This is a genomic window from Streptomyces sp. NPDC051133, assembly GCF_040682635.1.
Classification (GTDB): domain Bacteria; phylum Actinomycetota; class Actinomycetes; order Streptomycetales; family Streptomycetaceae; genus Streptomyces.
On sequence record NZ_JBFBBK010000029.1, the window covers coordinates 1 to 13932 of the forward strand.

The 13932-nt window shown below is 72.9% G+C and carries 11 protein-coding genes and 2 pseudogenes; 9 read left to right on the top strand and 4 right to left on the bottom strand.

From position 1 onward, the window contains the following. Positions 1-94, bottom strand: a pseudogene (locus AB0N17_RS27405) (carbohydrate ABC transporter permease); the annotation flags it as partial. Between the two features lie 36 nt (positions 95-130). Here AB0N17_RS27405 and AB0N17_RS27410 point away from each other — a divergent pair. After that, a complete protein-coding gene (locus AB0N17_RS27410; RefSeq protein ID WP_366014175.1) occupies positions 131-565 on the top strand; it encodes an MFS transporter in 435 nt (144 codons plus the stop codon). A gap of 52 nt (positions 566-617) precedes the next feature. Here AB0N17_RS27410 and glgX read toward each other — a convergent pair whose 3' ends face one another. Continuing rightward, entirely contained in the window at positions 618-2726 is a 2109-nt protein-coding gene (gene glgX / locus AB0N17_RS27415) for a glycogen debranching protein GlgX (protein ID WP_366014176.1), read from the bottom strand. Positions 2727-3160: 434 nt separating this feature from the next. Between glgX and AB0N17_RS27420 the strand changes: the two genes are divergently transcribed. Both AB0N17_RS27420 and AB0N17_RS27425 read left to right on the top strand, forming a co-directional pair. Next, positions 3161-4399 carry an SAV2148 family HEPN domain-containing protein gene (locus tag AB0N17_RS27420; protein WP_366014177.1) on the top strand — a complete coding sequence of 413 codons (1239 nt, stop codon included), beginning with the start codon at positions 3161-3163 and terminating at the stop codon, positions 4397-4399. A 102-nt stretch (positions 4400-4501) separates the two neighbouring features. Continuing rightward, on the top strand, positions 4502-5227 hold the full coding sequence (locus AB0N17_RS27425) for a 3'-5' exonuclease (protein ID WP_366014178.1): 726 nt from the start codon (positions 4502-4504) through the stop codon (positions 5225-5227). Positions 5228-5265: 38 nt separating this feature from the next. Here the strand turns inward: AB0N17_RS27425 and AB0N17_RS27430 are convergent, their stop codons facing one another. Continuing rightward, positions 5266-6129: an aminoglycoside phosphotransferase family protein gene (locus tag AB0N17_RS27430; protein ID WP_366014179.1), complete on the bottom strand. Its 864-nt coding sequence runs from the start codon at positions 6127-6129 to the stop codon at positions 5266-5268. 149 nt (positions 6130-6278) lie between these two features. Here AB0N17_RS27430 and AB0N17_RS27435 point away from each other — a divergent pair, with 149 nt between their 5' ends. From AB0N17_RS27435 to AB0N17_RS27445, 3 genes are read left to right on the top strand one after another with little or no spacing between them, the layout of a single operon-like run. Further along, positions 6279-7190, top strand: a complete 912-nt coding sequence (locus tag AB0N17_RS27435; RefSeq protein WP_366014180.1) for a sugar ABC transporter permease — start codon at positions 6279-6281, stop codon at positions 7188-7190. Further along, the gene (locus tag AB0N17_RS27440; RefSeq protein WP_366014181.1) at positions 7187-8020 is read left to right on the top strand and encodes a carbohydrate ABC transporter permease; all 834 of its coding nucleotides are present in this window, start codon (positions 7187-7189) and stop codon (positions 8018-8020) included. The genes AB0N17_RS27435 and AB0N17_RS27440 overlap by 4 nt, the downstream gene beginning before the upstream one ends. Beyond that, complete coding sequence (locus AB0N17_RS27445) at positions 8020-9297, top strand: extracellular solute-binding protein (protein WP_366014182.1); 1278 nt, start codon at positions 8020-8022, stop codon at positions 9295-9297. The genes AB0N17_RS27440 and AB0N17_RS27445 overlap by 1 nt, the downstream gene beginning before the upstream one ends. 115 nt (positions 9298-9412) lie before the next feature. Here the strand turns inward: AB0N17_RS27445 and AB0N17_RS27450 are convergent, their stop codons facing one another. Beyond that, the gene (locus AB0N17_RS27450; RefSeq protein ID WP_366014183.1) at positions 9413-11662 is read right to left on the bottom strand and encodes an MMPL family transporter; all 2250 of its coding nucleotides are present in this window, start codon (positions 11660-11662) and stop codon (positions 9413-9415) included. Between the two features lie 393 nt (positions 11663-12055). On the opposite strand from AB0N17_RS27450, the gene AB0N17_RS27455 reads away from it, so the two are divergent. The 3 genes and pseudogenes from AB0N17_RS27455 to AB0N17_RS27465 all read left to right on the top strand — a co-directional run bounded on the left by AB0N17_RS27455 (position 12056) and on the right by AB0N17_RS27465 (position 13882). After that, entirely contained in the window at positions 12056-12607 is a 552-nt protein-coding gene (locus tag AB0N17_RS27455) for a DUF1697 domain-containing protein (protein WP_366014184.1), read from the top strand. Between the two features lie 6 nt (positions 12608-12613). Continuing rightward, positions 12614-12793: pseudogene (locus AB0N17_RS27460) on the top strand (ketopantoate reductase family protein); the annotation flags it as partial. A gap of 81 nt (positions 12794-12874) precedes the next feature. Then, positions 12875-13882, top strand: a complete 1008-nt coding sequence (locus tag AB0N17_RS27465; RefSeq protein WP_366014185.1) for a sigma-70 family RNA polymerase sigma factor — start codon at positions 12875-12877, stop codon at positions 13880-13882. Positions 13883-13932: the final 50 nt, after the last annotated feature.

Below are 13932 nucleotides of genomic sequence, written 5' to 3' on the forward strand. Positions count from 1 at the left end.
CCAGCAGGAACAGCGGCTCCCTGAGCGGGAAGTCCAGCCAGGCGAAGGCGTATCCGGCGAGTGCCGCGATCACCACGACGAGCGTCGTCGCCGGCTGGCGACCGGGGCCTGTTTCGCGCTGTCGCTGCCGTTGACCGGCACCACCGGGCTGCCCGGCCTGTACGCCGTCGTCACGGTCCTCGGCGTCACGTACGCCCCGCACCTCGTCACCGTGTTCGGGCTCCTGGAGCGCGCGGTCGCACCGTCCCGGCTGGCCGAGGCGATGGGGACCGCCACGAGCGCCCTGGTCGGCGGCCAGGCCCTGTCGGTCGCGGTCACCGGACGCCTGGCCGACTCCTACGGCCCCGCGGCGGCCTTCGCGGCGGGCAGCGCGGCGGCCGCGCTCGCCTTCGCCCTGGCACTCACGACGCGCCCGACGACGTACCAGGACCACGAGCAGGACGAGGACCAGGACCAGGACCAGGCACACGAGCACGCCAAACAGCGGGGCCAGGGGCGGGAGCCGGAGCCGGGAGCCCGGGAGAACGCCGCCCCCGCGCCCGTGCCGGACGAACAGCCCCGCTGAGCGGGCTGCCGCCACCGCCTCCAGCCCCGTGTCCGGCCCCCGCCCGCCCCTCCTACACCGGCCGCTGCAGCACCGTCAGGCTGCGCTCCGGCAGGGTGACGCGGTCACCGGCCGCCACCTTCGCTCCCGCTCCCGGCGGCACCCCCTCCGGGCGGGCCGTGTCGACGACCACCTGCCACTGCCGGCCGTGGTCGACCGGCACGAGGAAGTCCAGCGGGCCGGGCGAGGCGTTGAACATCAGCAGGAAGGAGTCGTCGGTGATGCGCTCCCCGCGCGGGCCGGGCTCGGAGATCGCGTTGCCGTTGAGGAACACCGTCAAGGCCGAGGCCCGGGCCGAATCCCAGTCCCGCTGCGTCATCTCGCGGCCCTCCGGGGTGAACCAGGCGATGTCGGACAGTTCGTCGTGGGTGCCCTCCACCGGCCGGCCGTGGAAGAAACGGCGACGGCGCAGTACCGGGTGGTCCCGGCGCAGCCACACCATCGCGCGCGTGAACTCCAGCAGATCCGTGTCGTCCTCGGGCCAGCGCACCCACGCCAGCTCGTTGTCCTGGCAGTAGGCGTTGTTGTTGCCGCGCTGGGTGCGGGCGAACTCGTCGCCGTGGCTGATCATCGGCACACCCTGGGACAGCATCAGCGTGGCGACGAAGTTCCGCATCTGGCGGGCGCGCAGCCGCAGCACCTCCGGGTCGTCGCTCTCGCCCTCCGCCCCGCAGTTCCAGGACCGGTTGTGGCTCTCGCCGTCCCGGTTGTCCTCCCCGTTGGCCGTGTTGTGCTTGTCGTTGTACGCCACCAGGTCGTGCAGGGTGAAGCCGTCGTGGCAGGTGACGAAGTTGATGGAGGCCAGCGGCCGGCGGCCGTCGTCCTGGTAGAGGTCCGACGACCCGGTCAGCCGGGAGGCGAACTCGGCGAGCGCCCGCTGCTCGCCCCGCCACATGTCCCGCACCGTGTCCCGGTACTTGCCGTTCCACTCGGTCCACAGCGGCGGGAAGTTGCCCACCTGGTAGCCGCCCTCGCCCACGTCCCACGGCTCGGCGATCAGCTTCACCTGGGACACCACCGGGTCCTGCTGCACCAGGTCGAAGAACGACGACAGCCGGTCCACCTCGTGGAACTGCCGGGCGAGCGTCGCCGCGAGATCGAAGCGGAAGCCGTCGACGTGCATCTCGGTGACCCAGTAGCGCAGCGAGTCCATGATCAGCTGGAGGACGTGCGGGGACCGCATGAGCAGGGAGTTCCCGGTGCCCGTGGTGTCCATGTAGTAGCGGGGGTCGTCCGTGAGGCGGTAGTACGACGGGTTGTCGAGGCCCTTGAAGGACAGGGTCGGGCCGAGGTGGTTGCCCTCGGCGGTGTGGTTGTAGACGACGTCGAGGATGACCTCGATCCCGGCCTCGTGCAGCGCCCGTACCGCCGACTTGAACTCCAGCACCTGCTGGCCGCGGTCGCCCCAGGAGGCGTACGCGTTGTGCGGGGCGAAGAAGCCGATGGTGTTGTAGCCCCAGTAGTTGTTCAGGCCCATGTCGACGAGCCGGTGGTCGTTCACGAACTGGTGCACGGGCATCAGCTCGAGCGCCGTCACCCCGAGCTTGGTCAGGTGTTCGATGATCGCCGGGTGGGCGAGCGCCGCGTACGTGCCGCGCAGCTCCTCCGGCAGTCCCGGGTGACGCATGGTCAGGCCCTTCACATGGGCCTCGTAGATCACCGTGTGGTGGTACTCGGTGCGCGGCGGACGGTCGTCGCCCCAGTCGAAGTACGGGTTGATCACCACCGAGGTCATGGTGTGCGGCGCCGAGTCCAGGTCGTTGCGCCGCTCGGGCGCGCCGAAGTGGTAGCCGTACACCTCCTCGCCCCAGCGGACCGAGCCGCTGACCGCCTTCGCGTACGGGTCGAGCAGCAGCTTCGCCGAGTTGCAGCGCAGCCCGCGCCCGGGGTCGTACGGGCCGTGCACCCGGAACCCGTACCGCTGTCCCGGCATCACGCCCGGCAGGTACGCGTGCCGCACGAAAGCGTCGCTCTCGCGCAGTTCCACCGCCGTCTCCGAGCCGTCGTCGTGCAGCAGACACAGCTCTACTCGGTCCGCGGCCTCCGTGAAGACCGCGAAGTTGGTTCCGGCGCCGTCATAGGTGGCGCCGAGCGGATACGCCTCTCCAGGCCAGACCTGCATGGATACGACTCTCCCAGTTGTGCCGCCGTCCTGGGGCCCTGTTGGCTTCCGAGTCTCCCGGAAAGTGATGTCAATGCCGTGCGCACCGGCCGTGGGGAGGCGTGATCCCCCGCGAGTGCGCGGCGCCGGACCGCACGGCTGCCCCCGGGCGGGTGAACCCCCGGCCGGTGGCCGGCTCCCGACCGGGCCCGGCACCGTCCTTCCCGCTCGCCGGCCGGGGCAGGCGGCGGCGTGGACGCGACAGAGGTCACGGCTATGAATCCGCTCACTCCCCGTGCGCGGGCGTCGCGGAACACCCGTGGGACATGCCGCAGTTGAGGAAAGCAGTTGAGAAACCGACCTGTCCATCCGGCTGCACCGCCCACCGCTCCCGGAGTACCCTTCCTTGATCGTTGAGACGGGGAAGGCCCGGGGGAGCGGAAGGCGGTGCACGGGTGGGCTCGGGAGGGCTGGAGCTGCCCCCTGGTGACGAGGGTCACGAGGGGAGCTCCGCAGACGTCCCGCCCGGCGCGGTGTCCCTGGCCCGGCCGATGGACGCGGGGTCCATCGGGCCGGAGCTGGACTGGGACGCGGATGCCTGGCGCGAGGTGCGTACCCGCGCCCAGCGGGCCGGCCGGGCCTACATCTGGCTGAACCTCGTCGAACAGCGGCTGCGCTCCGTCGTGGCCGCCGTGCTGCGGCCCGTCTACGAACCCGTCCACGGCGACGAATGGGTGGTCGCCGCGGCCGGCCCGGCCGGGCAGGAGTGGGTGCAGCGCGCGGTCGCCGTCCGCGAAGTCAGCCGCCGCAAGGGTTACTTGCTCGACCCGGCCGACGACAACGTGCTCAGCTTCCTCACCCTGCCCCAGCTGCGTGAGCTGGTGGTGCAGCACTGGCCGTGCTTCGAGCCGTACTTCGACGAGCGCCGCGACCTCGAACTCGCCCTGGACGAGCTGGAGGTGACCCGCAATGTCGTCTCCCGCAACCGGGCGCTGTCCGGGGCGGTCCTGAGCCAGGCCGAGCGCGCCTCGGCCCGCCTCCTGGAGATGCTGGGGGCGGGCGGTGACGTGCCCTCCGCGCGCCGGCTGCCCGTCGACGCGGTCGAGGACCTGGTCGGCGACCGGTACGCGGACGTGGTCGCCGTCCATCCCGACCGGGTGCGGCTGCTGCGCCGGTTCCCGGCCGAGGACATCTTCGGCGGTGCCCGCCGCCTCGACGCCATCGGCATCGGCCTCAACCTGCTGGTGCAGAACTTCTCCGGCCGCCGTCTGGTCCGGCTCGCCGAGTCCGGCAGCCGGGTGCGGCTGCTCTTCCTCAACCCGGCGTCCAGCTCGGTCAAGCGCCGCGAGCGCGAACTGGGGATGAAACGGGGCGAACTGAGCCGCTCGGTCGAGATGAACATCCTGCACATGCGCCGGGTGCGGTCCCGGCTGCGCGACCCGGGCGCCTTCGAGATCCAGGTGTACGACGAGACGCCCCGCTTCACCGCCTATCTGGTGGACGGCGACGGCGCCGACGGCATCGCCGTGGTGCAGTCCTATCTGCGCGGGGCGCGCGGGATGGAGTCGCCGGTGCTGGTGCTGCGCAACGGCAGCCGGCTGGTGAAGTCGGACGACGTGGGCGAAGCCGGACTCTTCCCGACATACCGCGAGGAATTCGAGCTGACTTGGGCGGATTCGCGCCCGGTGTCCTGACCCGTCCGTCGCGGCAAGCGGAGCGCGGTCCTCGGATTGTCAGTGCCGCGTGCGATGGTGGAGGCCACTGGGGGAAAGCACCACCAAGAAGGGGGGCCGCCCATGGGCTGGCACCGGGAGCTGCTGATCGGCTTCGACCTGGAGACGACCGGGACCGATCCGCGCGAGGCGCGCATCGTCACGGGCGCCGTGATCGAGGTCAGGGCCGGTGAGCCCATGGGACACCGGGAGTGGCTGGCGGATCCGGGCGTGGAGATCCCGGCCGACGCGGTCGCCGTGCACGGCATCAGCACCGAGCGGGCGGCGGCCGAGGGCCGTCCGGCCGACCGGGTGGCCGACGCCATCGCCGACGTCCTGGTGGGGTACTGGAAGACGGGCGTCCCGGTCGTCGCCTACAACGCGGCCTTCGACCTCAGCCTGCTCTCCGCCGAGCTGCGCCGGCACGGCCTGCCGTCCCTCTCCGACCGGCTGGGCGGCCTCGCCCCCGCCCCGGTCGTCGACCCCTACACCATCGACCGCTGGGTCGACCGCTACCGCCGCGGCAAGCGGAACCTGGAGGCGGTCTGCGCCGAGTACGGCATAGTCCTCGACGCGGCTCACAACGCCTCGGCGGACGCCCTCGCCGCGGCGCGGCTCGCCTCCGCGATAGCCGAACGGCATCCCAAGATCGCCGCCCTCGGCCCGGCGGAACTCCACCGGTGCCAGATCCGGTGGTACGCGGACTGGGCGGCGGACTTCCAGAGTTTCCTGCGGCGCAAGGGGGAGGCGGACGCGGTGGTCGACGGCACCTGGCCGCTGCGGGAGCCGGCGGAGAGCCGGCCCGTGTAGCGGTGCGGCGCCTGCACACCCCGCGGCGCGCGGCGCTCTCAGAACGGATACCAGCGCACGGTCTCGTCCCCGTCCCGCAGCGACGCCACCCGCCGCCGGAACTCGGCCAGCGCCTTCGGGTTGCTCGGGGCGTGCTGGGCCACCCAGGCACAGCTCGCCGTCTCGCGGGCGCCCCGCAGCACCGAACAGCCCTCCCACTCCCGCACGTCCCACCCGTAGGCCGCCGTGAAGGAGTCGTACGCCTCGGCCGCCAGCCCGTACCGGTCGCGGGAGAGGGCCATCACCACCAGGTCGTGCTCGCGCAGGTCGGCGGAGAAGGTCTCCAGATCGACCAGCACCGGTCCGTCCGGTCCGACGTGCACATTACGGGGCAGCGCGTCGCCGTGGATCGGCCCCGGCGCCAGACGGGGGGTCAGCGCGGCCGCGGCCGCCGCGAAGCCGTCCCGGCGCTCCCGCAGGTAGGAGGCGTCCGCGGGATCGACGGCGTCGCCCGCGAGCCGCAGCCAGCGTTCCACACCGCCCAGCAGTTCGCGGGGCGGCAGCGCGAAAGGAGGAGAGCCGAGCGCGTGCACGACGCGCAGCAGCTGCGCCAGGTCCCGTGGCCCGGCGGGCCGCACCGGATCCGGCAGCCGGTGCCACACGGTCACCGGATGCCCCTCCACCAGACGCGGCGCCGGCTCGGCCGCCCGCACGGCCGGTACGCCCGCCGCGGCCAGCCAGCCGGCGATGTCCAGCTCGCGCCGGGCCCGCTCCAGCAGCTCGGCGTCCCGGCCCACCTTCACCACGAGGTCACCGGCGGCGAACACCGCGTTCTCGCCGAGGGCGAGGAGCCGCGCGTCCCCGGCCGCGCCCGGCAGCACCCCCGCCGTGGCCAGTACGTCCCGTGCCCGTGCCTCGTCCATCCTCGTGCCTTTCGTGCCGCCCGCACTCTGCCGGTATTCGGGCCAGTCTCGCATTCGCACAGGTAGGGGCGCGTGCACGGACCCTTGACGGGGCATCGGGCCTTCACGAACATGAACACGCCAATCGGAGTGGCAAAGGGGCTGATTCCGTGACAGCAGTGGCCGAAGCGCGGCGGCCGGCCGGCCGCCGTGTCGCCGATCACGGCACCTGGTTCCTGGTGCTGCCCGCCCTGATCCCGATCCTCGTGCTCAGCGTGGGCCCCCTGCTCTACGGCCTCCTGCTCGCCTTCACCGACGCGCAGTCCGGCCGCACCCAGGCCACCCGGTGGATCGGCGCCCTGAACTTCCGCGACCTGCTGCACGACACGCTCTCCTGGGAGTCCTTCCGGATCGGACTGGTCTGGGCGGCCGGTGTCACCGTGCCCCAGTTCCTGCTGGCCCTCGGCCTCGCCCTGCTGCTCGACCAGCCGCTGAGACTGCGCGGCCTGGCCCGCGCCCTCGCGATCGTGCCCTGGGCGATGCCCGAGGTCGTCGTCGGCATCATGTGGCGGCTGGTCTACAACCCGGACGCGGGCGTCCTCAACGAGACCCTGCGCGACCTCGGTCTCGGCGACGGCCGGGACTGGCTGAGCGGCCTGGCCACCGCGCTGCCCGCCGTGATCGTCGTCGGCGTCTGGGCGGGCCTGCCGCAGACCACGGTCGCCCTGCTCGCCGGACTGCAGAACGTCCCGCGTGAACTCCACGAGGCGGCGGCGGTGGACGGCGCGGGCGCCTGGCGCCGCTTTCGCACCGTCACCTGGCCGGCCCTCAGACCGGTGGCCCTCGCCATCACCGCGCTCAACCTGATCTGGAACGTCAACTCCTTCGCCCTGGTGTACGTGCTGACCGGCGGCGGCCCCGGCGGGAAGACCCGGCTGCCGATGCTGTTCGCCTACGAGGAGGCCTTCCGCTACGGCCAGTTCGGCTATGCGGCGGCGATGGGATGTGTGCTGGTGGCGGTCGTCTCGATCCTGCTCGCGGTGTTCCTGGCCGGCCGGCTGCGCGGAGGTGGGGACGCATGAGCGGCCGCCGTGCGGCACGCGCCGGACAGTACGCCGCCCTGCTCGGCTACCTGCTCTTCCTGGCCTTCCCGCTGCTGTGGCTGCTGTCCACCGCGCTCAAGTCACCGCGCGAGCTGGGCAGCCTCCACCCGACCTGGATCCCGCGCCACCCCACCCTCGCGAACGTCCGGCAGGCCTTCCAGGAGCAGCCGCTGGCGCACGCGGCCCTCAACTCCGCGCTGGTGGCCGCCGGGACCGCCGTGGTGGCCGTACTGATCGCGACCCCGATGGCGTACGTCATGGCCCGGCACCGCACCCGGCTCGCCCGGGCCGCCACGGGCTGGGTCGTGGTCAGCCAGGCCTTCCCCTTCGTACTGGTGATCATCCCGCTGTTCCTGGTGCTGAAGCACCTGCGGCTGATCGACTCCCTGGCCGGACTGGTGGTGGTGTACGTGGTGTGGGCGCTGCCGTTCGCGCTGTGGATGCTCACCGGGCACGTCCGGGCCGTACCCCTCGAACTGGAGGAGGCGGCGGCCGTCGACGGTGCCGGGCGGCTGCGCACCCTCGTGTCGGTGACGGCGCCGCTGCTCGCGCCGGGGATCGCGGCGACGGCGCTGTTCGCCTTCGTCACCGCGTGGAACGAGTTCTTCTTCGCGCTGGTGCTCCTCAAGAGCCCCGGGAAGCAGACCCTCCCGGTCGTCCTCACCCACTTCATCGGCGCGGAGGGCGTGGCCGACCTAGGCCCGCTGGCCGCCGCGGCCTTCCTCGCCACGCTGCCCTCCCTGGCCGTCTTCGCACTCGTCCAGCGACGGATCACGGGCGGCCTGCTCGCCGGGGCGGTGAAGAGCTGATGCGGACCTGCGTGAAGACGCTCGTGGTGCTCCTGCTGCTCCTCACCGGCTGCTCCGCGCCGGCCCACCGCGCGGGCGGCCCCATCACCCTGCGCTTCCAGTCCCTGGCCTGGCAGCAGGAGTCCGTCGCCGCGAACAAGGCACTGGTGAAGGAGTGGAACGCCACCCATCCGGACATCAAGGTCGAGTACGTGCAGGGCAGTTGGGACGGTGTGCACGACCAGCTGCTCACCTCCTTCGAGGGCGGCGAGGCCCCGGACGTCATCCACGACGCCTCCGACGACCTCGCGGACTTCGCCTACGGCGGCTACCTCGCCGACCTGACCGGCCTGCTGCCCGCCCGCCTCAAGGCCGACATACCGCGCGGCAGCTGGGACACGGCCACCTTCGGGCACGGCGTCTACGGCGTGCCCTTCCTTCAGGAACCCCGGGTGCTCATCGCCGACGCCGACCGGCTGCGCGGCGCCCACGTCCGCATACCCACGCCCGGACACCCCTGGAGCTGGGCCGAGTTCCGGCAGGTCACGAAGAAGCTCAGCGGGCCCGGGAGGTACGGGGTGGCCTGGCCGCTGAAGGAGCCCGTCTCCGCCACGCTCAACCTCTCCCTCTCCGCGGGCGGACAGCTCTTCCACCGGGATGCCGCCGGGCACGTGAGCGTGCGCTTCACCGCGGCCGACGCGGTGATGCCCCGCACCGTGCACGACCAGGTCGCCACCGACCGCAGCGCCCCCGCCTCGACCCTGGGCAGCGGCGGCTCGGACACGCTGCCCGGCCTCTTCGGCGGCCGGTACGCGATGGTCCCGCTGGGCTTCTCCTACCGCCAGCAGATCGTGCAGCAGGCCCCCAAGGGCTTCCACTGGCAGGTGCTGCCCGCCCCGGCCGGCGCCGACGGGCTCAGCCAGGGCGTCAGCCCGCAGACCCTGTCCGTCTCCGCGGACTGCCCGCACAAGAAGGAGGCCGCCGCCTTCATCGGCTTCCTGCTGCGCCCGGAGAACATGGTCCGCCTCGCCCTCGGCGACTGGATGCTGCCCACCGGCACCCGGGCCCTGAAGGACCCCGCCCTGCACACCGCCCGCTACGGCTGGGCCACCGGCACCGCCCTCGCGGCCGGCCTGCGCCCGGCGCCCGCCCAGTCCGTCCGCGGCTACCCGGAGTGGAAGGACAAGGTGGCCACCCCCGCCTTCCAGGAGTACTACAGCGGCGCGATCGGCCTCCAGACCCTGCGCAGACGCCTGGAGAAGGACGGCAACCTGGTCCTGGCCCGGTACCAGCGCTGAGCCAGTGCCGCCGGGAGACGAGCGGCTTCCCGGGCCACGCCGCCCCGTCCGGCCGCGAGGGCCCGCCGGTTCCTCCCGGGGGAGACCGGCGGGCCCTCGCGGCAGGCGGGCGGGATCAGACCGGCAGCCGCTCCTCCGGTCCGCGCACCGGCCCCGCGGCGGCCTCCGGCGCCTCGTCGTGGGTGAGGTCGGGCAGCCTGTGCAGCCACTTCGGCAGGTACCAGTTGCGCTCGCCGAGCAGTGCCATCACCGCCGGCAGCAGCACCCCGCGGATGACCGTCGCATCGATGAGGACCGCCGCGGCCAGGCCCACGCCCATCTGCTTCATGGACTGCATCGACAGCGTGCCGAAGATCGCGAACACGGCGACCATGATGACCGCGGCGCTGGTGACGACCCCGGCCGTGGTGACCACGCCGTGCCGGATCGCGTCCTTGGTGTCACGGCCGCGCAGCCGGGCCTCGCGGATCCGGGAGACGACGAACACGTGGTAGTCCATCGACAGCCCGAACAGGATGACGAAGAGGAACAGCGGCAGCCAGGTCACGATCGCGCCGACACCCTGCGCGCCCACCAGCGAGGCACCCCAGCCGTGCTGGAAGACGGCGACGAGGACACCGTAGGCGGCGGCCACCGACAGCAGGTTGAGCACGATCGACGTGATCGCGACGGTCAGTGAGCGGAACGACAGCAGCATCAGCAGGAAGGCGAAGACGACCACGAACGCGAAGACCGGGACGACGGAGCCGAGCAGCTGGTCGTTGAAGTCGTGGTTGCCGGCCACCTGTCCGGTGATCGGCGCCTGCACGCCGTCGACCCTGCCGAGCGTGGCGGGCCGGACCTCGTCGCGCAGCTTGTCCAGGCTCTTCACCGCCCGGTCCATGTCGGAGCCGCCGACCAGCGGCACGGAGACCAGGGCGACGTTCTGGGCGTCGTGCAGCCGGATGACGACCGGGCCGCGCGAGGCGCCCGAGGCGATCGCCTGCTTCTTGAACTCGGCCAGCGCCCGGCGCACCTCGGGTGCGTTGATGTCCTTGGCCCGGACGACGACCTGGGCCGGCTCGCTGCCGCCGGGGAAGGCGTCGTTGACGCGGTTGTACGTCTGCACGATGGGCAGCGACTTGCCGAACTCCTGGTCCAGGGTGAGCTGCTGGGTCTTCATGCCCAGCGCGGGCGCGGCGATCGCCAGCAGCGCGCCGGCCGCCACGAGGACGGAGACCAGCGGCCGGGCGAGCACGCCCCGCAGCACGGCCGTCCAGAACCGGCTGCCCTCGGTCGCGGACCGCTTCCCGCGCCGGCGGCCCAGGAACGGGAGCCGCCCCTTCTCGACCCGCTCGCCGAGCAGTGACAGCAGCGCGGGCAGGACGGTCACCGAGCCGACCATGGCGACGGCGACCACCATCAGCGAGGCCAGGCCCATCGCCTCGAACTCGGCGAGCCCTGTGAACAGCATGCCCGCCATCGCCACGCACACCGTGATCCCGGAGACGACGACCGCCCGGCCACTGGTGGCGGCGGCGATCCGCAGCGCGGTGCCCGCGTCCCGGCCGGCGGCCCGCTCCTCACGCTCGCGGCGCAGGTAGAACAGGCAGTAGTCGACCCCGACGGCCATACCGACCAGCAGCATCACGGAGTTGGCGGTGTCGCTCATCGGCTGCAGATGGCTGACCAGGCCCATCAGACCCATCGTCGCCATGATCGCGGTGATCGCCAGCGCCACCGGCAGCAGCGCGGCCACCAGCGCGCCGAACGCGATCAGCAGGATGCCGAACGCCACCGGCACCGCCGAGTACTCGGCCTTCTGGAAGTCGTTGCCGAAGGCGTCCTTGTACTGCTTCTGCATGCTGGCGCCGCCGATCTCCTCGATCCGCACGGAGCCATGCGCCTTCTGCACCCCGGCGACGGCGTGCAGCACCGGCTCGACCCGGTCGACCGCCGTCTCGGCGTCCCCGCGCATGTCGAACTGCACCAGCGCGCTGCGGCCGTCCCGGGAGATGGTGTGCGTGTCGTAGGGCGAGGTCACGGCCGTGACCTTCCCCGTGCCCTCGACGGCCTTCACCACATCGGCGACGGCGCCCCGGAACTCCGGCGAAGCCGCCGTTCCCGCGCCCGGCCCGGCCTGGATCAGGACGGTCTCCCCGGCCGGCTCCTTGATGCCCGCGTCGTCGATGATCCGCGCCGCGGTGTGGGTCTCGCCGCTCAGCTGGTCGCCCTCGTTCACGTCGACCCGGCCCGCCGCCGAGCCCAGTCCCATCGCCAGGACGACGAACAGCACCCATATGCCGACGGCCGCCCAGCGGTGCCGTGCGCTCCAGCCGCCGGCGCGGGCCGCCAGCCCCCGCACCCGTGCGTCCCTGTTCCCCATGACGGGCCTTCCCCCTCGTGTGCGGTGGCGGCCCCCTGCCGCCCCGTCCGTGCTCGCTCCGGATCGACGGTATGGGCCGCGGAACGGCGTCTCGTCGTGCTGCCCGGTGAAGTACGGGGCGGCGGCCTCGTCGCTCAGGAGGACAGCGGGCCCTTACATCTACCGGCCGTTGTCGGGGACGCCTCTCAGGGATGCCGGTCGCGGACGGCTGTCCGATCCGCCGACAGAGATCCACTTTGTGATTACGAAACCTTGTTGAACAAGTCACAGCTGCGTGTAGGAGTTGATCCGCACCCGCTGATCCGCCAGAGTTTCGCGCAACCCGGCGCACGCCGGGCGTACGGCCGTCGTGCCCGCCCCCACGGGGCACGACGGCCGTTCTAGGCTGGGCGGATGACGACCTATGCGGCGCTGCTGCGCGGAATCAACGTCGGCGGCAGCAGAAAGCTCCCCATGGCCGAGCTGCGCACCCTCCTCACCGGCCTCGGACACACCGCCGTACGCACCCATCTGCAGAGCGGTCAGGCCGTCTTCACCACCGACCGCGGCGACGAGGAGTCGCTGGGGGCGGAGCTGAGCCGGGCCCTGGAGGAGCGGTTCGGCTTCCCGGTCGACGTGATCGTGCGCGACCACACCTATCTGAAGGCGGTCGCGGAGGACTGCCCGTTCCCGGCCGCCGAACTGGAGGCCAGGCAGCTGCACGTGACCTACTTCTCCGCGCCCGTCGCCCCGGACCGCTACGCGGCGATCGACCGGGCCGCCCACCTCCCGGAGGAGTTCCGGCTCGGCGACCGCTGCCTTTACCTCTACGCCCCGGACGGCGTCGGCCGCTCCAAGCTGGCCGAGGCGCTGTCCCGGCGGCCGGTCGTCAAAGGGCTGATCGCCACCAGCCGGAACTGGAACACCGTGGTCAAGCTGGTCGAGCTGACGGCTGCGCAAGCCTGACGGTCCGCCGACCATCTCCACGGTGAGATCGTCCTGCTCGGCCGGCCGCACGGTGTACTCACCCCACTGACCGAACTGCTGCAGCGGCTCGCGGGCCGGCTCGCGCGGGAGCGCCGGGCCGCCGGCTCGATGCCGGTCGCGGAGCTGGTGCGCAGGGCCGACGAGGCCGCACGCAAAGGAAGTTGACGCTCCGGCCGGTCTGGCGTTTCGTGTCCCCCGGAACGCGCGGGACGTACATACCCGCGTGCGGGAAGGGGGAGAGGCACGGTGGAGGACGTCGGAGAGGATGCCGGGCAGCGGCTGGCGGCCCGGTTCGCGGCGGACCGGCCGCACCTGTCGGCGGTGGCCCACCGGCTGCTCGGCTCGGCCGCCGAGGCCGACGACGCCCTGCAGGAGGCGTGGCTGCGCGCCCGGCAGGCGGACATCGACGCGGTCGGGAACCTCACCGCCTGGCTGACCACCGTGGTGACCCGGGTCTGCCTGAACCTGCTGCGGGCCCGGCGCAACCGGCGCGAGGAGTCCCTCGACGCGGGCGCGGGCACCGGCGCGCAGGCGTACGACCAGGCCCACGCCTACGAGCGGGCGCACGCACCGGGCCCGGCGGGTCCGCCCGAGGCCGGTGACCCCGCCCGGGAGGCGCTGCTGGCCGACGAGGTCGGGGTCGCGCTGCTCGTCGTCCTCGACACCCTCGGCCCGGCCGAGCGGGTGGCCTTCGTCCTGCACGACATGTTCGCGGTGCCCTTCGACGAGATCGCCCCGCTGATCGAGAGGACCCCGGCCGCCACCCGGCAGCTGGCCGTCCGCGCCCGGCGCCGGGTGCGGGGCCGTCCGTCCGCGCCCGCGGCCGACGCGGGGCGCCGCCACGCGGCCGTCGAGGCGTTCCTCGCCGCGACCCGCGGCGGCGACTTCACGGCCCTGGTCGCCCTGCTCGACCCGGACGTGGTGCTGCACGCCGACGCCCGCGTGGTGCCCACGCCCGAGCCGATCACCCTGCGCGGCGGCGAGCCCGTCGCCCGCGGCGCCATGGCCGCCATGGCCCGCGCCCAGTCCGCGGGCCTCGCCCTGCTCGACGGCCGGATCGGCCTGGTCATGGCCGAGTACGGCCGCCTGCGCCTGGCCCTGGCCTTCACCTTCGGCACGGACGGCCGGATCACCCGGATCGACGTCACGGCGGACCCGGAACGGCTGCGCGCCACCGGGATCGGTCTCGTGGGCCCGGGCGGGGGCGACGACGGCGACGACGGCGACGACGGCGACGACGACGGGGACGACTGAGCGGCGGCGGGCCGGCCGGACCGAGGGCCGGCCCGTCGAAAATGGGCCAA

Bases quoted from the DNA above. Each gene is read 5' to 3' on its own strand.
- glgX (WP_366014176.1), bottom strand. From the start codon at position 2,726: ATGCAGGTCTGGCCTGGAGAGGCGTATCCGCTCGGCGCCACCTATGAC.
- AB0N17_RS27425 (WP_366014178.1), top strand. From the start codon at position 4,502: ATGGGCTGGCACCGGGAGCTGCTGATCGGCTTCGACCTGGAGACGACC.
- AB0N17_RS27430 (WP_366014179.1), bottom strand. From the start codon at position 6,129: ATGGACGAGGCACGGGCACGGGACGTACTGGCCACGGCGGGGGTGCTG.
- AB0N17_RS27440 (WP_366014181.1), top strand. From the start codon at position 7,187: ATGAGCGGCCGCCGTGCGGCACGCGCCGGACAGTACGCCGCCCTGCTC.
- AB0N17_RS27445 (WP_366014182.1), top strand. From the start codon at position 8,020: ATGCGGACCTGCGTGAAGACGCTCGTGGTGCTCCTGCTGCTCCTCACC.
- AB0N17_RS27450 (WP_366014183.1), bottom strand. From the start codon at position 11,662: ATGGGGAACAGGGACGCACGGGTGCGGGGGCTGGCGGCCCGCGCCGGC.
- AB0N17_RS27455 (WP_366014184.1), top strand. From the start codon at position 12,056: ATGACGACCTATGCGGCGCTGCTGCGCGGAATCAACGTCGGCGGCAGC.